18 protein-coding genes are annotated in these 20,870 nt (G+C 38.4%); 10 read left to right on the top strand and 8 right to left on the bottom strand.

The annotated features are described in order from the left end of the window. Positions 1–6: 6 nt before the first annotated feature. Entirely contained in the window at positions 7–642 is a 636-nt protein-coding gene (locus AC1DCY_RS16120; RefSeq protein ID WP_477351715.1) for a cation:proton antiporter regulatory subunit, read from the bottom strand. 271 nt (positions 643–913) lie between these two features. Between AC1DCY_RS16120 and AC1DCY_RS16115 the strand changes: the two genes are divergently transcribed. From AC1DCY_RS16115 to AC1DCY_RS16100, 4 genes are read left to right on the top strand one after another with little or no spacing between them, the layout of a single operon-like run. Further along, a complete protein-coding gene (locus AC1DCY_RS16115) occupies positions 914–1,645 on the top strand; it encodes a GTP cyclohydrolase II (RefSeq protein ID WP_477351714.1) in 732 nt (243 codons plus the stop codon). Between the two features lie 14 nt (positions 1,646–1,659). After that, a complete protein-coding gene (gene ribD / locus AC1DCY_RS16110; RefSeq protein ID WP_477351712.1) occupies positions 1,660–2,769 on the top strand; it encodes a bifunctional diaminohydroxyphosphoribosylaminopyrimidine deaminase/5-amino-6-(5-phosphoribosylamino)uracil reductase RibD in 1,110 nt (369 codons plus the stop codon). Next, entirely contained in the window at positions 2,766–3,851 is a 1,086-nt protein-coding gene (locus AC1DCY_RS16105) for an FAD-dependent monooxygenase (protein ID WP_477351710.1), read from the top strand. The genes ribD and AC1DCY_RS16105 overlap by 4 nt, the downstream gene beginning before the upstream one ends. Before the next feature lie 16 nt (positions 3,852–3,867). Then, complete coding sequence (locus AC1DCY_RS16100; protein ID WP_477351708.1) at positions 3,868–4,431, top strand: 5' nucleotidase, NT5C type; 564 nt, start codon at positions 3,868–3,870, stop codon at positions 4,429–4,431. On the opposite strand, the gene AC1DCY_RS16095 is transcribed toward AC1DCY_RS16100, so the two are convergent. From AC1DCY_RS16095 to AC1DCY_RS16070, 6 genes are all read right to left on the bottom strand, one after another. After that, the gene (locus AC1DCY_RS16095) at positions 4,428–4,676 is read right to left on the bottom strand and encodes a hypothetical protein (RefSeq protein WP_477351706.1); all 249 of its coding nucleotides are present in this window, start codon (positions 4,674–4,676) and stop codon (positions 4,428–4,430) included. The genes AC1DCY_RS16100 and AC1DCY_RS16095 overlap by 4 nt on opposite strands. A 157-nt stretch (positions 4,677–4,833) precedes the next feature. Then, positions 4,834–5,601 (bottom strand): IclR family transcriptional regulator, encoded by a 768-nt coding sequence (locus tag AC1DCY_RS16090; protein WP_477351704.1) that lies wholly within the window; start codon positions 5,599–5,601, stop codon positions 4,834–4,836. 80 nt (positions 5,602–5,681) lie between these two features. After that, positions 5,682–6,824 (bottom strand): CaiB/BaiF CoA transferase family protein, encoded by a 1,143-nt coding sequence (locus tag AC1DCY_RS16085; RefSeq protein WP_477351702.1) that lies wholly within the window; start codon positions 6,822–6,824, stop codon positions 5,682–5,684. Positions 6,825–6,844: 20 nt separating this feature from the next. After that, entirely contained in the window at positions 6,845–7,651 is an 807-nt protein-coding gene (locus tag AC1DCY_RS16080; protein ID WP_477351701.1) for an enoyl-CoA hydratase/isomerase family protein, read from the bottom strand. Positions 7,652–7,710: 59 nt separating this feature from the next. Next, positions 7,711–8,787, bottom strand: a complete 1,077-nt coding sequence (locus AC1DCY_RS16075) for an acyl-CoA dehydrogenase family protein (RefSeq protein WP_477351699.1) — start codon at positions 8,785–8,787, stop codon at positions 7,711–7,713. After that, positions 8,784–9,938 carry an acyl-CoA dehydrogenase family protein gene (locus tag AC1DCY_RS16070; RefSeq protein WP_477351698.1) on the bottom strand — a complete coding sequence of 385 codons (1,155 nt, stop codon included), beginning with the start codon at positions 9,936–9,938 and terminating at the stop codon, positions 8,784–8,786. Before AC1DCY_RS16070 ends, AC1DCY_RS16075 begins: the two co-directional genes overlap by 4 nt. A gap of 308 nt (positions 9,939–10,246) precedes the next feature. Between AC1DCY_RS16070 and rpoN the strand changes: the two genes are divergently transcribed. Next, positions 10,247–11,584: an RNA polymerase factor sigma-54 gene (gene rpoN, locus AC1DCY_RS16065; RefSeq protein WP_477351697.1), complete on the top strand. Its 1,338-nt coding sequence runs from the start codon at positions 10,247–10,249 to the stop codon at positions 11,582–11,584. 39 nt (positions 11,585–11,623) lie between these two features. Here rpoN and AC1DCY_RS16060 read toward each other — a convergent pair whose 3' ends face one another. Further along, complete coding sequence (locus tag AC1DCY_RS16060) at positions 11,624–11,938, bottom strand: hypothetical protein (protein WP_477351695.1); 315 nt, start codon at positions 11,936–11,938, stop codon at positions 11,624–11,626. 210 nt (positions 11,939–12,148) lie between these two features. Between AC1DCY_RS16060 and AC1DCY_RS16055 the strand changes: the two genes are divergently transcribed. The 5 genes from AC1DCY_RS16055 (at position 12,149) to AC1DCY_RS16035 (ending at position 20,850) form a co-directional block, all read left to right on the top strand. Beyond that, the gene (locus AC1DCY_RS16055) at positions 12,149–13,564 is read left to right on the top strand and encodes an amino acid permease (protein ID WP_477351694.1); all 1,416 of its coding nucleotides are present in this window, start codon (positions 12,149–12,151) and stop codon (positions 13,562–13,564) included. Between the two features lie 163 nt (positions 13,565–13,727). Continuing rightward, positions 13,728–15,374 (top strand): sigma-54 interaction domain-containing protein, encoded by a 1,647-nt coding sequence (locus AC1DCY_RS16050; protein WP_477351693.1) that lies wholly within the window; start codon positions 13,728–13,730, stop codon positions 15,372–15,374. A 488-nt stretch (positions 15,375–15,862) separates the two neighbouring features. Further along, entirely contained in the window at positions 15,863–17,191 is a 1,329-nt protein-coding gene (locus tag AC1DCY_RS16045) for an aminotransferase family protein (RefSeq protein WP_477351691.1), read from the top strand. 37 nt (positions 17,192–17,228) lie between these two features. Continuing rightward, the gene (locus tag AC1DCY_RS16040) at positions 17,229–18,626 is read left to right on the top strand and encodes an aldehyde dehydrogenase family protein (protein ID WP_477351689.1); all 1,398 of its coding nucleotides are present in this window, start codon (positions 17,229–17,231) and stop codon (positions 18,624–18,626) included. 199 nt (positions 18,627–18,825) lie between these two features. After that, complete coding sequence (locus AC1DCY_RS16035; RefSeq protein WP_477351687.1) at positions 18,826–20,850, top strand: hydantoinase/oxoprolinase family protein; 2,025 nt, start codon at positions 18,826–18,828, stop codon at positions 20,848–20,850. Positions 20,851–20,870: the final 20 nt, after the last annotated feature.

Genomic DNA, 20,870 nt, shown 5'->3' with positions numbered 1-20,870 from the left:
CGGATTTTAATTTGGATATAAAAAGCTCTGAACTCGAGCGAAACTTCCATCATTTCCGATAAAGTAAATGATATCTCCTTCTTCCAAAGACACATATGGACCAGGTGATAGTAATAATTCATTTTGACGACGAATTCCGACAATCGTACTAGATGTATTTTGCCAAAAATTCAATTCCTGTACTGTTTGGTTGATACAAGGGCTTTCAACTGTCATCTCTAATTGATAAGGAATAAACGGATTGACGGATCTGAAATGTTCAGTTCGACTAATAAGTTGTTTGGTCTTATCCTGTAGATTTATTAATTCTTGGTGCTGCTTTTGAATACTAGACATAAGCTCATGTTGTAGTTCATGGACTGATTGAACATCATGGAATTGGCGGACAAAATGTGCAGCCTTTTCATATGAGATGATAATAACTCCACTACCTTTAGTGGCCTCCACAATTTCCAAGTCTTGCAAAACAGCAATCGCTCTTCTCGCAGTTTCCGATGAGACATTGTATTGGCTTGCTAGAGATGATCTTGCGTAAATTTTATCGCCAATTCGATATTTTCTTTCCACGATTTTTGAGGCTAGATCGACAGCAATTTGCTGGTATTTTGGCTGTTTCACCTGCACATTTTTTTCTAATTGCATTCTAAACTTCCTTTCGTCATTACAGTTCCCTCAGCTTATTATAGACTAGCCTGCACAGAAAAAATAGCATCTCCATAAGCTATTAGTATATGATAAAAACGTAATATAGCAGTTTTGGTTTCTTATTAAATTTTTAAATAGAATAGAAGTTGAAGTTTGACAGTTGTTAGTTATTATTATAAACTAAGTTACGTTATGTAAGTGATGTGAAAATACAAGTGCTCAGTTAGTAGGTCTAGCTAGCTGTTAACAATAGAAGGTTGGAGAAAATATGACAATTACTACTAAAGTTTTGGATATAGTGAAAGACAAAATGACGATCGTGAAGCATTCAGAAACTGAAAGTATTTGCCTAGTTGGTCCAGTGAAATTACCGGTAAAACAGGGTGAATTTTTAGCGACATTTCAATGGTATAACTGGTTAAAAGTAGGTGCCAATCAGTCAAAAGAGGAAATTATTGATGGGTTAGCATCTGCAAACTTAGCTTTTTTACAACAGTCATCAGTGCTTGTTTATGGAGATTTTACACATGCAGAGGATGCTTTAATTCGCATGCATAGTATTTGTCATACAGGTGATATTTTTGGAAGCCAACGCTGTGACTGTGGTTATCAATTACATGAATCGATGAAAATGATTGTGGAGCATGGCTGTGGGGCCATTTTCTACTTAGCTGATCATGAAGGTCGTGGCATCGGATTATTCTCGAAATCTCTTGCTTATTTATTACAAGAAGAGGGGTTAGATACGGTTGAAGCAAACCATGCTCTTGGCTTCCCAGACGATACTCGTTCTTATGAAGAGGCCATTACTGTGTTAGCTGCACTTCGATCAAAGCCAGTTACACTTATTACTAATAATCCGAAGAAGCTTGCTGCACTACAGGCACATGGTTTAGCTGCAGAAGGACATGTCCCATTATGGGGAGGATTAACGGAGACTAATCGTTTTTATTTAGATACGAAAGTAGAGAAATCTGGACATTTGCGTGAAGAGAAGTGAGTGGAGGAACGAAGATGACAACAGATGAAAAATATATGCAGTTAGCACTTGATTTAGCCGCTAGTGCAAAAGGAAATACAAATCCTAATCCACTAGTCGGGGCTGTAATCGTCAAAGATGGTGTAATTGTAGGAACAGGTTTACACAGAAAAGCAGGGGAACCACATGCAGAGGTGCATGCATTCCGTATGGCTGGAGAACATGCTAAAGGCTCGACACTTTATGTAACTCTTGAGCCATGTTCGCATTATGGGAAAACACCTCCTTGTGCAAATTTAGTGAAGGAATCAGCAGTTAGTCGTGTGGTTGTAGCCATGCAAGATCCCAATCCTGCAGTTGCAGGACGTGGTATTCAATTGTTACGAGATGCGGGTATTGAGGTGGAGGTAGGAATTTTAGAAGCTCAAGCTCGCCGTTTAAATGAACGTTTTATTCATAATATGCTAACAAAACGTCCATTTATAATTTCAAAATACGCGATGACTTTAGATGGAAAAATAGCTACCCATACAGGACATTCCAAGTGGGTAACTGGTGAGGCAGCACGTGAGGATGTTCACCGTATTCGTCATGAGGTGGATGGTATTTTAGTTGGTGTTGGTACTGTTTTAGCTGATAACCCATCATTAACGACAAGATTAAAAGAAGATTACGGAAAAAATCCAGTGCGCATTATTATGGATAGCTCCCTTCGTACACCAGCTCATGCCAATGTTCTGAATGTAGAAGAAGCGAAAACAATTATTGTATGTAGTGAGAATGCCAGTCAAGAAAAAATAACAGCATTTGAGGAAAAAGGCGTAACTGTATTGCCAGTTCGACATGAATCTGAGGGGCTTGTTGTGGATGATATGCTTGAAAAACTATATCAATATGGCATTACGGATATTTTAGTAGAGGGTGGAAGTACGATCAACTCTTCATTTTTACAGCAAGGTGCTATTAACAAATATGTGATTTATATAGCGCCAAAAATTCTCGGTGGTCGTTTATCATTAACACCTATTGCTGGTCAAAATCCATCTACTATGGATGAAGCATGGGATGTAGAATTTGCTTCGTTTGAGCAGGTTGGGCAAGATTTACGTATTATTGCTTATCCAAAGTTAGGTGAAGAAAAGTGAAATATCAAGCAGATGTTTGTATCGTAGGGGCTGGGCCAGGTGGAGCACTTCTTTCGCATTTACTAGCGAAAAAAGGTCTTTCCGTGATTCTACTGGAACAAAACGCAGCACTTGGGCAGGCATTTCGCGGTGAGCATTTAAATGAAGAGGGTGAGGCTGTTTTAAAAAGTCACCAGCTTTTTGAAGCAGTTGAAGCGCTCGGTTTATTACGTATGGGAAAGCTTGAATATTACGCAGACGGTAGAGCAATAAAAACTATTTTCCCCGATGAAGCTGTAGGGCATTTAGGAATTCATGTACCCCAAGCAAATCTATTAAAGGGAATAATACAAGAAACGCAGCATTTTCAGCACTTTTTTTGTTTCCTAAATACGAAGGTGACGAAGCTCATAGTTGATTCTTTTGGCAGATATACGGGTGTCATTGCATCAAGGGATGGGGAAATCATTGAAATTAGTAGTCAATTAATTATCGGTGCTGACGGTCGTTACTCTACTATTCGTAAGCAAGCGCACATTGAGATTCAAAAGCATAAACATGGCTTTGATTTATTGTGGGCAAAAATTCCTGCCCCTCAAGGATGGGAGCCATCGATTAAAATGGCATTAATAGGTGATAAACAGCTATCCTTATTTACGCAAGTTGGTGGGTTCATTCAAATCGGCTGGAACATTGAACAAGGAAGCTTTCCTAAGCTCAGAAAAAAAGAATTTACACCATTTATCCAACAGCTTTTAGAACAATTCCCGGAACTATCTGATACTGTAAACGAACATATCAGATCTTGGCAAGATTTTGTCTTGCTTGATGTATTCAGTAGTCATTGTGATTGCTGGGGGACAAAGGGGCTTGTGCTAGTAGGGGATGCTGTTCACACGATGACACCAACCGGAGCATTTGGCCTCAATAGTGCCCTAAAAGATGCAGATTGTCTTGCGTCTTTATTAAATAAAGATACGCTTGTTCATTTTAACGTACACGATTTTCAACAAATGCGCGAGCATGCTATTGAAGAAGTATTAGCGAAGCAAATTGAAAAAGAGCAAACATTCGCGACTAACTTCATCAACAAGGCTTCTTGAAGGGAAGAAAAACAACATGAAATTTGGCTTTGATATAGATGATACACTCATAGATTTACGAGCACACGCCTTTGCGCTCTATAATAAAAAACTTGGTAAAAATGTTGCACTAGAAGTATTTCAAGCTTTGCAAAGAGTTGAAATTCATGAACCTTTTGGTTTAACAGATGCTGAAGGAGCGGCGATGTGGAATAGTTCATTAGAGGACATTTATTTTACGGATTGTCCTTCTTTTGAGGGAGCACTTGAGACGCTTCAAGCTTTGGCACATCAGGGGCATGATATTTATTATATTACTTCACGTCCTAAACGGTATTGTGAGCGAACACAAGCATGGATGAAAGCACAAGGATTTCCAATCACAGAAGGTCACTTTTTCTGCGGAATGCAGGATACAGAGAAAGTGGCGATCATCAAAGATCTAGCTTTAGATGTTTATGTAGATGATAAACCAGCTGTATTAGAAACACTGCAAGATGTGAATACAAAAGTAATTTTAAAAAATCAATCCTATAACAAGCATGTTGAATTGCCACGCTTAAATCATTGGCATGATTTCTTAAGATTGGTAAATAATTAGCTATTAATCGTAATATGGGTTTGATTTCCGTTCCGACTGGGCGCTTTGTTGTTGCTGTCGCTACGCTTTCGCACAGATAAAACAATTGCTGTCGCTTCGCTTTCGCACAGAGCAAAGCTTCCTGGGGGCGTCTGATGAGCCGCTTCACTCGCTCCAGGGTCTCGGGCCAACACGATGTTGGTCACGAAGGCGTTATCACAGGATGTGATGGTCTTAGCCTTCGTTCCTCTATTGCTAATCCCCAAGGAGTCGCCCAGTCTCCACTCCAATCAACTTATAACAAAGGCATATTTTTAACAAATGTCGTCCACAATTTTGGTGATGAGTCAAATAATTAAAGTAATACACCCGAATAGAGGGCACTTTAAAAGTGAACCTGTTCGGGTGTATTCTTTGTTTCAATCAATACAATTGCTTTTCGATTTCTAACGCAACGCCTTGAATAGTTTTAATTAATAAACTTTCATCATAGTCACTATAGCGTACCTCTGGTATAACGAGTGACACTGATGCAATTATTTGGTTGGAAGCATTTAAAATCGGTGCAGATATAGAGCATGCTCCACGCACACGTTCGCTATTACTTTTCGCAAACCGTTGTAAACGGGTATGCTTTAATTCCGCTAACAGCTGCTCTTTTGAAAGTATAGTATTATCAGTGATACGTTCAAAACTTATATTCTCTACATATTCTTCAACATTTGGCATAAATGCGAGCAATATTTTAGATGATGCACCTGCATAAAGGGGAGAGGTGTCACCTACAAACATTTTCGTTGAAAGTGGGTATGTTGAATCATAGTTTAAAATACATCGTCTCTCCACTCCATCAATAATATTCATGGAAACACTTTCGCCGATTTCTTCGTTTAGCTTTTTTAAAATAGGTTCTGCGACAATAATAAGACTTGATTCTTCTTTTACTAAATTACCTAAATACAGAAGTGAATGACCTAATTGATAGCGCTTAGTACGCTCATCTTTGTGAAGAAAGCCTTCGTACACAAAGGTAGAAACGAAGCGTTGTAAACTGGAAATGCTGATCCCTGTTTTTTTACTTAACTCAGTTAGGGAAAGGCTAGGTTCATCTTTTGAGAAAGCTTTTAACACTTTAATAGCTTTGTGCAGCGATGACATTGTATAGTTTTTTTCGAAAATCTCCTGATTCATCCCGTCACCTACGTAATAAAATAATTTTCTTCGACATCCGCCGGAGCATTTATCTTCATAAATTCTATTATAGCGTAATTTTATTTTTGTAGAGAGGACTTTTGGAATTCGTTTGTATGTTCTCCAAGTATCGGTGGTGCAGATTTATATTGAATATTTAAATTAGAAAATTTTATTGGGTTTTTTATGAATCTGATTGCACCATATTGTTCATGCTCTATTTCTCCAATCATGTCGCGTGCCTTAAATTGCGGTTGTTCTAGTGCTTCAGCAATTGTGTTCACACGTCCACCTGGAATTTTGTATTGTTGTAATAAGGTAATCCATTCATCCCGTGTTTTTGTCATTGTAATGTCAGTAACCATCCGAACTAGCTCCGCTTCATGTTGCTTGCGCATCGTATTCGTTATAAAGCGCGGATCATTGGCCCATTCTTCACGTTTCAACATCGTGCAAAACTTTTTAAATTGTCCATCTGTACCAACGCATATCATTAAGGGGCCATCCTCACAGTTAAATACTTGATATGGCGCAACATTATTATGACGATTACCTAGACGTTCTGATATAAAGCCAGTATTTAAATAAGCGCTTGCTACATTTGCTAAGCTACTCATCTGAACGTCTAATAAAGCTAAGTCAATAAATTGCCCTGTATTTGTTTGATCGCGCATTCGTAAAGCGGCTAAAATACTAATGACGACATAATTTGAGGTTAAAATATCTGCAATAGGAACACCAACTTTTGTCGCTTCTCCTTCCGCTGAGCCAGTGACATGCATTAAACCACTCATCGCTTGAATAACTGGATCGAAGCCTGGTTCGTGCGCAAGAGGACCAGTTTGACCGAATCCTGTAACTGCACAATAGATGATTCTAGGATTCACTTTACTTAATTCCTCATAGCTGAGCCCCATTCGCTCCATGTCACCCGTTTTAAAATTTTCGAGGACGACATCAGCATCTTGGACAAGTTCTTTAAATTTTTCTCTGCCAGCTATTGTCTTTAAATCTAATGTGATCGATTTTTTATTGCGATTGGCACATAAATAATACGTACTTTGACCATTCACAAATGGCCCCCAATCACGCATACTATCAGAGCCATCTGGATGTTCTATGCGAATTACTTCTGCTCCTAAATCGGCCAACATCATGGAGCCAGCAGGAGCAGCATAAACACGAGATAAATCTAACACTCGAATATTTTCAAGAGGTTGCATTGTTCTTCCCCCTAAACATGTCATTTATAAACAGGCTTACGTTTTTCTACAACTGCGTTTACACCCTCTTTAAAATCATCTAGCTCTGTTACAATAGCCATTTGTGATGAAATGTAATCAAGGGCAGTACGTAAATCCATTCGTTGACTTTGATAAACTGCACGCTTTATGAATTGCAATGTCGTAGTTGGACGACTTGCTAATTCCTTTGCATAATTCAATGTGTATTCTTCAAGCTCATGGTCTTCTACAACAAATGTCACAACACCTTTGGCTTTTGCTTCATCAGCAGTTAATACACGAGCTGTCCAGAACATGTCCAATGCTTGATCAATACCGATTAATTTTGGTAAATAATAAGCGCCACCGTCGCCCGGCACGATCGCAACATTAATGTAGCTTTCCGAGATCTTTGTAGATTTTGCAGCAATCCGTATATCGCACATTAAAGCCATATCAAGTCCTGCGCCCATTGCAAACCCGTGCACCTGTGCAATAACGGGCTTATCAATTTCTTCAAGGAGAAGGGGGATACGTTGAATCTTTTTCCAAAGGGAATTTTTTCGTGCTAAACCTGTAGAAGAGATATCGCCCTCGCTTTGGAAAAATCCTTCACCAGCTTGCATTGCCTTAATATCCCCGCCAGCGCAAAATGATTTTCCATTACCTTTTACGATGACAACACGAATATCCTCTGAATCACGAACAGTTTCAAGGGCTTCAATCCATTTTGCGATCATCTCTTCACTAAAAGCATTGTACGCTTCAGGTCTATTTAATGTAATTGTGGCAACGTGGTCTTGCACTTCAAAAAGTAAATCAGTCATTGAAAACACTCCTTATCATGTCATAGTGGTTTGTCACAAATTAATGATGGTAATTTGCCTTATCCTTCTACTTTGAGAAGGGGAGAGCTTGCGCTACTTGAAGTTAAATATCCCCATAGACTATCTCCACTATTTTCTAATAGTTGAGTTGCTACTAAATTAGTCCAATAAGAGGTGCTGGCTCCTTCATCGCGCCATGACCAAAGTCTGCGTGTAAATTGATGCAAACTATGCTCGTGTGTCGTACCAATTGCAGCGTGTACTTGATGCGCAATTGTTGTCACTGCTTGAATAACTTCTTCGAAACGAATGCAGGCGTATGCAACTTCACTATTTTGATTATTCTTCTGAAGGGCTTCTGTTACATTATTAAATGCTGCAAGAGCAATCGCTGTTTCACCTGCTAAATGTACAATATGCTGCTGAACGAGCTGGAAGCGATGAATCGGTCGACCAAATTGCTCACGTTCTTTCGTATATTGAACGGTTAAATCATTTATTTTATCGATGGCGCCAGTCATCAGTGCTAATTGAAAGGCAGAATGGAATGTTGTTATAGCGTGTACCTTGTCAGGAGATAACGTAGCAGATACTTGTGAAACCGCAGCATAATGGAATATCACAGTATCACGCGGTTCGCCTGCTAAATTCGACCCTAGCTTAATTTCAGCTTGGCTTAAATCTATTTCTACAAGATGAGTACCCTCCGTGCTATAGGCAAGTGTAACTAAGTGTTTTGTATGACGTGCCCAAGGGATTTGGATTGCCTCACCCGTTAATTTGCCATTCTCTAACGTAAAGGCTTGGTTAGGGCAGAGCATATACGTCGCCAAGTCTTCAATTACTTGTAAACTAGTAAACTCTAATAAATAATTTGCAAATGTTGTTTCAGCAAATGGAATCGGTGCCGCGTATTTTCCAGTTAAACGAACAATATTCAATAAATCCTCTATGTCGCCACCTGCACCGCCATTTTCTTCTGCAATGGCTACAGCTGTCATACCGTTTTCTTTAAACAGATCCCATAGTTCTGGTGCCCAATGACCTTGTTCCACTGTATCGACTAACTCTTTATCGACTTTTTCTTTTAACATGCGCTCTACAACATCAAGAATCATATCTTTCATTTCACTCATTGTGCTACAACCCCTTTCGCTACAACGCCATACAGTACCTCTGAAGTTCCTCCTCGGATAGTGAAACCTGGTGCATGTAAAATGGATTCAGCCATAAAGCGATCAATTTTACGATGCGCGTCAAGAGTAGGATAAGTCTGTACGATTAAGCGTGTAATTTCAGGAATACTCTGCTCAAATTTCGTACCGAGTGCTTTCACAAGTGCTGCAGGAATAGATACATCTTCACCATTACCAGATTCTAAAAGCTGGGCTACTCCAATTGACAAATTACGTAGACCCCAAAGACGAGCTATTATTTTAGACGCTTGCTGTAACCCTCCTAAATTGTTTTGGCGTTTTAACTCTTGAATAAGTTCATCGATTAATGGGAACGTACTCAATATTCGCTCTGGACCACTGCGCTCAAAGGCAAGCTCTGCTAATCCTTGAGCCCAGCCATTACCGATCTCTCCAACAACCATATTGTCAGGTACAAAAACATTGTCAAAGAACACTTCGTTGTAATGATGCTCACCAGTTAAAAATTTGATCGGAACAACCGTTACACCTTCCGCATGTAAATCAACAATCAATTGACTGAGCCCTGCATGTTTACTTTTCCCATCAAAAGGACTTGTACGTACTAAAGTCACCATATAGTGGCAAAGATGTGCGTTACTCGTCCATATTTTTTGACCGTTGACAATCCATCCACCCTCTACTTTTTCAGCACGTGTGCTTACCGAAGCGAGATCAGAGCCACTATTTGGTTCACTTAAACCTATGCCGAAGTAGCATTCACCTTTCACGATTTTTGGTAAGAAATATTCACGCTGCTCTTCTGTTCCATACCGTAAAAGAAGTGGTCCTGTTTGGCGATCAGCAAACCAATGTGCAGCAACCGGAGCACCAACAGCTAAAAATTCTTCCGTTAAAATGTATCGATCAATAGTACTCCTCTCTTGACCGCCATATTTTTTAGGCCAAGTTAAGCCAATCCAACCTTTTTGACCAATTATTTTAGAGAATTCAGGATCATCTCCACTTAGCCAAGAGTCACATTTAGGCGTGAAAGTTCCTTTTGCTAATTCATCCTGTAGAAACGTTCGAACATCTAAGCGAAATTGCTCTTGCTCTTGTGTAAATTGCACAGTTGGTACATGAAACATTTAATCACTCCTTAAATTTTACCGTAATGTGGTAACTATTATTGTATATGTGTATTTTATGACCAGTTATAACTGTAGTCAATTACTTTTTTGGAATTATTAGAAAATTCATGTGAGTGGAGGGAAAAGGGTTTAAGATTTATTACCAAAAAACGTATGGCGGATTTTCGTTCTGACTGGGGTGTTGTCTTTATACTTTCCTTAGCTTTTGATGATAGCAATGTATATAAATAAAATTTGATTAAAAAATGGAAAATAGCAGAATAAACATGTTACTATGTAGAAAATTCTGTAATGGAGGTATGGGCATGCAAATAGCTATCAAAACTTCCCAAAAAATAATGCAAGTTTTATCACCACAATTAGTGCAGCATTTAGAAATACTACAATATTCAACAAATGAGCTAGAACAGTATATTTATGATAAGGCTAATGAAAATCCACTGTTAGTTGTCACGGATGCGACGGTTAAGACGCAATATGAGGAAATTATGCAATTAGCAAGTTATTCCGATAAGAGTAATTCTGCGCAATATTATGCACCGCAACATCATTCGTTTAATTCCATTGAGATGAAGTTTGCAGTAAAAGAAAACTATGAGCATTTTTTATTGGAACAAGTACCTATGCATAAAAATCTTTCTTCTGTAGATTTAAAAATCTTAACGTTTTTAATTCAATCGTTAGATGAACGTCTATTTTTAGATGTTGATGTAGAAATTGTCGCTGATAGATGTAATACAAATGTTTTGCATGTAGAGGCACTATTGGACTTACTTCAAACTTTTGAGCCAGTAGGAGTAGGGGCGCGTAATTACAAGGAATTTTTACTCATTCAGGTAGACAGTGATGCGCTTGCACCGAAATTGGCCTCTCGGTTTATCGAAGCGGATTTAGAGCTAGTGGCAGCACAAGCTATTAAACAATTAAGTAAAAAGTATAAGACGTCTCTACATGACGTGAAGAAAACGGTCAACTATATAAAAAATTTAAAACCAGTGATGACCGGAGATAAATTCGAAGCGATTCCATATGTCATTCCAGAAGTCGAAGTAGAAAGATTAGGAGAGGAATGGCTGATTAAATTAAATCGTGGATATTTACCAAGTGTCACTATCGATAAACATTATGTTGAAATGCTAAAGAATGATCCGAACTGTAAAACATATTTTAACGACACAATGAAAGATGCTCTTTTATTAATACAAGGAATCGAACAACGTGATAAAACATTGTACGAATTAGCTAGATTGCTAGTGGAATTACAAGAAGATTTTTTCCATAAAGGCATTGAAGCATTAAAACCTATGCGGTTAAAAGATGTAGCGGACATTTTAAGTCTACATGTATCAACGATAAGTCGAGCTGTACGTGGAAAATATATAAAAACCTCCCATGGCGTATTTACTTTACAATCGTTATTTACAAAAGGAGTAATGAATATTTCTGGAAAAATGGATTCGATTATGTATATTAAAAAACGACTCAAACAGTTAATTGAGAAAGAGGATAAACAAAAGCCTTTAACTGATCAGCAGCTTACAAATACGTTAAGTGCTGAAGGTATCCAAATATCTAGACGGACAGTAGCAAAGTACAGGGAAGAGATGAATATTACGAGTTCATTTAATCGTATATATGGATAAAAGTTGATGTAAATAAACTGTTAATGATGTATTTTTGCATCATAATTTGAAAAATGCATATAAAAAGATTCGTAGATTTTTTAAAGGCTCCTCACCATAACGTGAAGTTGATTTCCGTTCCGGCTGGGCGCTTTGTTGCTGTCGCCACGCTTTCGCACAGAGCAAAGCTTCCTGGGGGCGTCCGATGAGCCGCTTGGGCCAACAGATGTTTTTTGCGCGAAAGCGTAGTGTTAACGTAGCGGCAGCAGCACCGATGTTGGTCACGAAGGCGTTATCACAGGACGTGATGGTTTTAGCCTTCGTTCCTCTATATCGCTGATCCCCAAGGAGTCGCCCAGCCTCCACTCCAATCAACTAAAATTACTCCGTTTTATAAAATGTCATCGACAATTTTTGGTGATAAGACAGTTTTTAAATAACAACATAGATGGACAGATTGATAATTTTTTGAAATTTTTAATAATTAAGTAGGTTTGGCATCAGAATTGCTCATTAAACGGTAGACATTGATGTAGAGGAAAGGGGCTAGTAAATGTCTACATAAAACACAAAAGGGGTGGTTTAATGGGGGCTTTGCAAAAATCACTGAAAACACGGCATATTACAATGATTTCCATTGGAGGGGTTATTGGTACAGGGCTTTTTGTTGGGACAGGGAAAAATATATTAAGTACCGGTCCGGCAGCGGTGGTTTCATATGCGATTGCATGCTTACTCATTGTTCTGATCATGCAAATGGTTGGGGAAATGGCAGCTGGAGAAATAGTATTAGGGAAGAAATCCGGAGGTTCGGCAGAGCTAGGTTCATTTGCTTCTTATGCAGGGAAGTATATTGGCCCATGGGCAGGGTTTACAGTCGGCTGGCTTTATTGGGCAAGCTGGGTATTTATTGTAGGATTAGAAGCAGCACTCATAGGGGGAATGCTGCATAATTGGTTTCCGCTAATACCGACATGGCTCGGAAGCGTAGGTATAACGTTATTAATGACAATAGTTAATATTTATTCAGTAAAATCATTCGGTGAATTTGAGTATTGGCTGTCCTTTGTTAAAGTTACTGCAATTATTGTATTTTTAGTTGTTGGTATAACTATGATTTTAGGGATATGGCCAAATTCTGAACCGAAGGGATTAGGTATTTTAACGGAATTTGGTGGATTTGCACCAAATGGAATTGTCCCGATTTTTACGGCCATTGTCTTTGTTATTTTCTCGATATGTGGTGCTGAGGTTGCAGCCATCGCGGCAGCAGAGTCAGAGAATCCAGCGAAAAATATTGTCCGCGCCATTCGCAATGTTGTCTTTCGATTAGGTTTATTTTTTGTAGGCTCAGTAGCTATTATGGTTTTACTTATACCTTGGAATGATACAAAAATGTTGGCAGCACCCTATGCAAATATTTTAACAATGGCGGGGCTTCCAATTGCTGCTCAACTAATTCAAATCGTCATTTTTATTTCATTAATCTCTGTGTTAAATTCCGCTCTTTATACAAGCTCACGGATGTTACTTGAAATGTCGCGTCAAGGCGATGCACCAAAAATATTCTCGCAAATTAAAAATAATCGAGGTGTGCCTGTTCCGGCTGTTATTGGTAGTACGGTGGTTGCGTATATTTGTGCGATGTTATACTTCATTTCACCTGAAGTTATTTTCTACTTTTTAGGAAATTGCGTTGGAGGATTAATGATTGCAGTTTATATTTTCATTGCCATTTCACAAATTCGTTTCCGACGTCATTATGACAAAGTTTCAGATGAGACTTTATCGATTAGAATGTGGCTATTCCCATATTTATCGTATGTCACAATTGGTATTTTAACAGTCGTTTATTTCTGCCAGGCCCTCATCGAATCTTTACGTTCACAATTCTATTTAAGTACATTAGTATTAATTGGTTCAGTTGTGTTGTTCATGATTATGCGAAAACTGTCGACAAGACCAGCGGAGCAAATAGAGGAAAAGCTAGCCTCAGAGTAGAATACTATAAAATACAAAAAATTCGCGATATTTCTGCGAGATATCAAGCCATGAAAGAACTTAAAGGATACTTTAAGACCTTTTAGGCTTCCAGATGCCCCGTAGAAAGAGCGAATTTTTTTGTATGAAAAAGTTCTTTAAAGTTCAAGAGGGAGTGATCTAGATGTCGATGACTCAACTACATAAAGATGAGCATTTTTTTATTGTAAAAAATGATGAGGTAATGATTAAAAGTGATATCCAAATAGAGCTTCTTGAAAAAATAATTAAAAATTATCGTAAAGGAATAGAAACCTTTGAGGTAGAAGGCTATTTTATTCATGTATTAGAGACCTCGCAAGGTAGCTTATTTCATGTCAAACCATTCATGCAATATAGCTATATAGACTTTATGAATCCATTGTCAATAAAAGTATTAAACTCCATATCTGATGGTGTTACAGTATGTGATAGCGATGGCAAAATTTTATTTCAAAATGATATTGATATTGAAATTGTTGGCATTGATTTAATGGGGAAATATGCAAAAGACGCAATCGCTGAAGGATTAATGAGTGATTCCATTTCGATGAAAGTAATTGAATCAAAAGAAAAAGTAACTATTTTGCAGACGTTCATTAATGGCAAATGTTTTTTAGTTTCAGGTAAGCCAATATTTGATGAATACGGTGAATTACAATATGTAGTTGCTATTACTCGTGATATGACACAATTAAAACTGTTAGAGAAAGAAGTAAAAAAATTAGAAGTTCAAAATGAGAATTTTAAAAATAAGCTACATGCCTTACATAATAAAGAAAACACAAAAAGTAGTTTAATAGCTGTATCTTCAGCAATGATGCAGGTTGTAGAGCGTGTTATGAGAGTTGCAGTGGTCGACTCAACTGTATTAATTGGTGGGGAATCGGGCGTAGGTAAAGAGGAAATTACTAAGCTTATTCATGCAAATAGCCGACGTCACGATAAACAAATTTTAACGATTAACTGTAGTGCAATCCCTGAGAATTTATTAGAATCTGAACTATTCGGTTATGAGGCAGGAGCATTTACGGGTGCATCAAGAGGTGGTAAGGCAGGGCTATTTGAGATTGCGTCAGGTGGTACAGTGTTTTTAGATGAGATTGGAGAGATGCCCTTACTACTACAGGCGAAATTATTACGTGTGCTTCAAGAATCAGAGGTTCAGCGTCTAGGTAGTGGAAAGCCTATACCTATCGACGTACGCATAATCGCTGCGACAAATCGAAATTTAGCGGAGATGGTGAGACAAGGTAATTTTCGTGAGGATTTATATTATCGTTTAAATATTATTCCGATTGAAATTCCTCCTTTAAGACATCGTCGCCAAGATATTATCCCACTAGTCAACCACTTTTTAGCTGTTGTTGAAGAAAAATATAGTATCCATCGGACAATCGAGTCATCTGCAATGAAAATATTAGAGTTTTATGATTGGCCAGGAAATGTACGTCAACTTAAAAATATGGTGGAACGTATTTGCTTACTAGCAACACAGCCAGAAATAACATCATATATTGTCCAACAAGAGTTAGACAGTAACCCGATTATTACACGTGATCTAGAAAATCCTGTAGAAATACAAAGCATCCAGGAACAAGTTGTAACTTCGAAATTTAGTGGTACTTTAAAGGAGCAAGTAGCTTCATTCGAAAAACAAATTATTAAAGAAGCTTTATCTAAATATCCAAGTATTAGGCAGGCTGCTAAATCACTAGGTTGTGATCAGTCAACATTAGTACGGAAAATACAAAAGTTCCAATTAACGAAACAAATTTCATATGAGGACTAATGATGTATTTTTGCATCAAAATTTCATTCATGCACAATAAGTTGTAATATCGCATCATTCACTAATAAGTACAAAGTAAATGATGAAATACATCATAAATACTGTTAATTGATTTAGAAGAAAAGGAGCATTTTCAAAAATGAAAGCGTTCCTTTTTCATTTTGTTGCAGTTGTTGTGAAGCGTTTTGATTTTTTCACTCATTATCAAAAGAAAGGAATGTTTTGTTAAAACGTATGTCAATAATATAAGTTGATTGGAGTGGAGGCTGGGCGACTCCTTGGGGATTAGCGTCACAGATGAGACCCTGCAGCGCAGCGAAGCGGCTCATCGGACGCCCCCAGGAAAGCGCCCAGCCGGAACGGAAATCAACCTCACGCTATTGAAGTAAGGCAATATTTTTTCGTTAAAATAATTTTTTTCATCAGTTGGCATGAGAATTGCTACTAAAAAAATGTATGAAATTATAAACGAAAAGAGGTTGGCAATTATGACAATTCAACTAAAAGAAGAGCTAAAAACGTTAGATCAAAAACATTTTCTACACCCAACAACGTCGATTGAACAACAGCAAACACAAGGTCCGGCAGCCATTTTTACAGAGGGCAATGGCATTTATTTAAAAGATATAGAAGGAAATATCTACATTGACGGGATGTCTTCTTTATGGAATGTAAATATTGGGCATGGTCGTAAAGAAATTGCCGAAGTGGCAAAGGAGCAAATATCTACATTAGCATTTAGTTCCTGCTTCGCATCGTTTAGCAATGAACCAGCTATTCGTTTAGCGACGAAAATTGCTTCTTTAACTCCTGGAGACTTAAACACTGTGTTTTTCACTTCTGGCGGCTCAGAGTCGAACGATACAGCGATTAAATTAGCACGTCATTACTGGTTACTAAAAGGACAGCCAGAGCGCCAAAAAATTATTTCACGTACCCATTCATACCATGGTGTAGCTATGGGTGCTACAAGTGCGACAGGCTTACAGGCATTCCGTGACTTTACGAATTCGCACGCACCTGATTTCCACTATGTATACAGCGAATCCGTACGTAATTTACGTGAAACTATTGAAGCGTTAGGCCCTGAGACTGTAGCCGCATTTATTTCTGAGCCTGTGCAAGGTGCAGGTGGGGTTAATATTCCACAAAAAGATTACTTTAAAGAAGTACGAAAAATTTGTGATGAGTACGGTATTTTATTTATTGCAGATGAAGTCATTACCGGGTTTGGTCGTACAGGTAAATTTTTCGGTATGGAACATTACGGGGTAGTGCCAGATATGATGTCATTCGCTAAAGGAGTATCGAGTGGTTATGTGCAACTTGGTGGTGTGGCGATATCCGAAAAGCTGCATCAAGATCTTTGCGAGCTTTCTAAAGGAACATTAATGCACGGATATACTTACAGCGGTCATGCACTCGCTTGTCAAGTTGGGTTGAAAAATATAGAAATCCTCGAGCGTGAAAATCTAGTTGAAAATGCTGCAAAGATGGGCGATGTCATGTTAGAAGGATTCCGAGCACTGCAAGAAAAATATAGCTTTATCGGGCGTGTACGTACTCTTGGATTACTTGGAGCTATTGAATTAGTGAAGAGCCGTGAGACGGGTGAATTGTTTGAGTCACCTCTTAGTCCAATTTTTGTACAAGAAACGATGAAACGAGGATTGATTCTACGAACGGTTACGTATGATCAAGATACAGTTGTTTTTTCTCCACCTCTCATTCTATCAAAAGTAGAGCTAGATGAAATGCTACGTATTTTAGACGAGACATTTGAGTATATACGCAAAACAATTGTTGAAAAAGAGTAATGTTAACGAAGCGATCATTATTTGAAGGAGGAGTTTTATGACAACTATCGTTAGAGAAATACGAGAACAATTTAATCCTGCAAAGCCATCTCAATGTATTGGTCAAGTTGAGCTTTTAACAATAGATGAAACGAAAGACGTTATCGCTGCAGCTCAGGAAGCATTTGAAGGTTGGAAAAATACGTCTTCTGTTGCGCGCGGAGAAATTTTACGCGTGACAGCAGACTTGCTCGAGAAAAATATTGATAGAGTAGCTGAAATAGCTTCGAATGAAATGGGTAAAACGAAAAATGAAATGCTTGGAGAAGTTAAACGTGGCGCTTCCATTTTACGTTATTTTTCACAAGAAGGGATGCGAGCAACAGGTGAAGTGTTACCTTCTGCCAATGTAGCGAAACTATTGTATACAATGCGAGTACCACTTGGTGTCGTTGCTGCCATAACTCCTTGGAATTTTCCTGTCGCTATTCCGCTATGGAAAATTGCGCCTGCATTAGTGTACGGCAATACAGTTGTTTGGAAGCCATCTATTGAAAACGCTTTAACTGGTAAATTAATTGGCGAATTATTTCAACAAGCAGGCTTACCAAAAAACGTGTTAAATGTCGTACAAGGTCGCGGTTCAAAGGTGGGGCAAGTATTATTGGAGGCACCTGAAGTAAAGGCGATTACATTTACAGGTTCAAATAGTGTCGGGCAAAGTATTTTAGATACTGCTGGATCAACAAATAAAAAAATTCAGCTCGAACTAGGAGGAAAAAATGCAGCGATTATTTTAGCTGATGCCAATATCAATCAAGCTGCTAAATTAACGATTGAAGGTGCGATGAAGCAGACTGGACAGCGTTGTACAGCAACTAGTCGAGTTTACATCGAGGAAGCGGTTTATGAAAAGGTAGTAGAGCAATTAATTGAGGAAGCTAAAAAAATTGAAGTTGGTGTCACGATGGGGCCTGTGTCATCCAAAGGGCAATATGATTCTATATTATCTGCCATCGAAAAAGCAAAAATAGAGGGAGCAGAGCTAGTATTTGGCGGTGGTCCTACAAAAGGTATGTTAGAAGGATACTATATTGACCCAACAATTTTTACGAATGTAACACATGAGATGTCGATTGCCCATGAAGAGATTTTTGGACCAGTTTTAGCGGTCATCAAAGTAAAAGATTATGAAGAAGCGATTCGATTATCGAATGACTCTAATTTTGGATTGAGTGCTTCTATTTATACAAATAACATTCCGAAAGCATTTGATTTTATTAACCGTAGTGAAGTAGGACTTGTACAGGTTAACGATGAAACGGGTGGAGCTGAGCCTCAAGCACCGTTTGGAGGAATGAAAAACTCAAGTACTGGTGCCCGTGAGCAGGGGCAAGCAGCGAAAGAGTTCTTTACAACGTTTAAAACGATTACGATTGGCACAAAAAGTGAGTAAAAAGTTTAACATGAAAGAAATTTAAAATAGAAGATAAAAAAATAAATGTCACATATGCCTCGGTGTAATGGCTCAGATTTTTCTTAAATTGTACGCAATAACTTTAAAAAAATCTGGGGCATTCGCTTGAGGCATTAACTATATACAAAAAAAATTTGGGGTTTTAGATTTAATTAATTAAACGAAAGAAGGTAGAACTATGGCACAAAGTCGTTTAGCAATTGATGTCGGAGGAACGTTTACGGATGTATTTGTTTTTAATGAAGAGACCGGGGAAGTATTCGTTACAAAAACGTCGTCTACACCTTCAAATCCGGAGCAAGGAATTCTAAATGGAGTAGAAAAAGCAGCATTAAATGGTAAGGATATTAAAATTTTTTCCCATGGTACAACAGTTGGAACGAATGCGTTAATTGAGCGCAAGCTGCCAAAAACTGCTCTTATTACGACAAAGGGTTTTAGAGATGTCATTGAAATCCGACGAGGGACGAAAGAAGATATTTGGGACACATACAAAGATACTGCGAGGCCTTATATTCAACGACGTGATCGATTTGAAGTGACAGAACGAATAGATTATGAGGGAAATATTCTTCAAGCCATTGATGAAGAGGAAGTTCGTTTATTAGCAAAAAAATTAAAACGTCGAGGAACAGAGTCCATTGCCGTGAGTTTCATTAATGCCTATGTGAACGGGGAAAATGAGGCGAAAGTCAAAGAAATTTTAAAAGAGGAATTACCGGATGTCTATGTTTGTATTTCCAGCGAGGTGCTTCCGGAAATTTTTGAGCATGAGCGTATGAGTACAACTATTATCAATGCAGTTCTTGGACCAATTATGAGTAATTACATTAGTAAGTTAAGCACTGAAATGCAGAAAAAAGGTTATGACGATGAAATATTAGTTTTACACTCTGGTGGCGGTGTTATGACTTCTAGTACAGTACCACGCTATGCTGCTAGATTAGCAAGTTCAGGGATAGCTGCTGGAGCAATTGCAAGTAAGCATATCGCAAAGTTGTGCGGATTTGAAAATGCAATCGGCTTAGATATGGGTGGTACAAGTACTGATATTTCTCTGATGTATAAGGGAGATATACGAATTACAAAGGACTGGTCGATAGAATATGGCTATCCAATCGGTTTCCCAAGCATTGAAATATTAACAATAGGAGCCGGTGGAGGTAGTCTCGCCTGGAAAGATGAAGGCGGTTCTTTACGAAATGGACCACAAAGTGCAGGGGCAGTGCCTGGTCCAGCTTGCTATGGCCGAGGAGGCACTGAGCCAACCAACTCAGATGCAAATTTAGTGTTAGGACGTCTTGGTGTGGATTTGTTAGATGGGACGATGCAGTTAAACAAAGAGGCAGCTAGAGAGGCTGTGGAGAAAATTGCTAATTCATTCGATCAAACGGTTGAGGAAGCGGCAAGTGCCATTATAGAAGTTGCAAATGCCAATATGAGTGATGCAGTTCGATTAATATCGGTACGGAGAGGCTATGATCCCCGTGATTTCGCGCTTGTAGCTTTTGGTGGTGCAGGACCATTACACGGTGCCTATTTGGCAAAAGATTTAAATATCCCAAAAGTCATTATTCCTACGCATCCAGGTGTAGCAGCGGCAATGGGGTGCCTACTTGTAGATGTACGCCACGATATTTCTAAAACGTATGTGAAAAAACTAGATGAAGTAAATGCAGAGGAACTAACAAATCAATTTAGTGAATTGCGAGAAGAGGCAAGAGAATTATTAGAAGAGGAAGGAATTGCAGAAAATACATCAACATTAACAAATTATATTGACCTTCGTTATAAGGGACAATGGCGATCTCTAGCTGTTCCGGTATCCGATCAAATAACTTCCTTAGACGCTATTTTGGAAGCATTCCATCAAGAACATGAACGAGAATTTGCATTTTCTGATAAAGATCAAACCGTAGAAATATTTGGCCTACGTGTAACGGCTATAGGCACAGTACCAAAGCCTAATTTCCCGCAATATGTCTCTGAAGGGTCACTGGAAGATGCTTTTAAAGAAATACGTTCTGTTTATTTTGAGGGTCAATATATAAAAACAAACGTATATAACCGCGATAAAATACCTGTTAACACACAATTTGCTGGCCCGGCCATTATCGATCAGCTGGATACGACGACTGTTATTCCACCAGGATTTACTGCGGAAGTAGATGCCTATAAAAATATTATTATTACGGTGAACTAATACACGATAAGGAGGAAATG

It is taken from the genome of Lysinibacillus sp. 10T31 (genome assembly GCF_056394365.1).
The sequence above is the reverse complement of the archived record's forward strand: the minus strand, read 5'-3'. Positions and strand labels throughout refer to the sequence as shown.

Coding starts and splice junctions, on each gene's coding strand:
- AC1DCY_RS16120 (WP_477351715.1), bottom strand. CDS start 642: ATGCAATTAGAAAAAAATGTGCAGGTGAAACAGCCAAAATACCAGCAA.
- AC1DCY_RS16115 (WP_477351714.1), top strand. CDS start 914: ATGACAATTACTACTAAAGTTTTGGATATAGTGAAAGACAAAATGACG.
- ribD (WP_477351712.1), top strand. CDS start 1,660: ATGACAACAGATGAAAAATATATGCAGTTAGCACTTGATTTAGCCGCT.
- AC1DCY_RS16100 (WP_477351708.1), top strand. CDS start 3,868: ATGAAATTTGGCTTTGATATAGATGATACACTCATAGATTTACGAGCA.
- AC1DCY_RS16090 (WP_477351704.1), bottom strand. CDS start 5,601: ATGAATCAGGAGATTTTCGAAAAAAACTATACAATGTCATCGCTGCAC.
- AC1DCY_RS16085 (WP_477351702.1), bottom strand. CDS start 6,824: ATGCAACCTCTTGAAAATATTCGAGTGTTAGATTTATCTCGTGTTTAT.
- AC1DCY_RS16080 (WP_477351701.1), bottom strand. CDS start 7,651: ATGACTGATTTACTTTTTGAAGTGCAAGACCACGTTGCCACAATTACA.
- AC1DCY_RS16075 (WP_477351699.1), bottom strand. CDS start 8,787: ATGAGTGAAATGAAAGATATGATTCTTGATGTTGTAGAGCGCATGTTA.
- AC1DCY_RS16070 (WP_477351698.1), bottom strand. CDS start 9,938: ATGTTTCATGTACCAACTGTGCAATTTACACAAGAGCAAGAGCAATTT.
- rpoN (WP_477351697.1), top strand. CDS start 10,247: ATGCAAATAGCTATCAAAACTTCCCAAAAAATAATGCAAGTTTTATCA.
- AC1DCY_RS16055 (WP_477351694.1), top strand. CDS start 12,149: ATGGGGGCTTTGCAAAAATCACTGAAAACACGGCATATTACAATGATT.
- AC1DCY_RS16050 (WP_477351693.1), top strand. CDS start 13,728: ATGTCGATGACTCAACTACATAAAGATGAGCATTTTTTTATTGTAAAA.
- AC1DCY_RS16045 (WP_477351691.1), top strand. CDS start 15,863: ATGACAATTCAACTAAAAGAAGAGCTAAAAACGTTAGATCAAAAACAT.
- AC1DCY_RS16040 (WP_477351689.1), top strand. CDS start 17,229: ATGACAACTATCGTTAGAGAAATACGAGAACAATTTAATCCTGCAAAG.
- AC1DCY_RS16035 (WP_477351687.1), top strand. CDS start 18,826: ATGGCACAAAGTCGTTTAGCAATTGATGTCGGAGGAACGTTTACGGAT.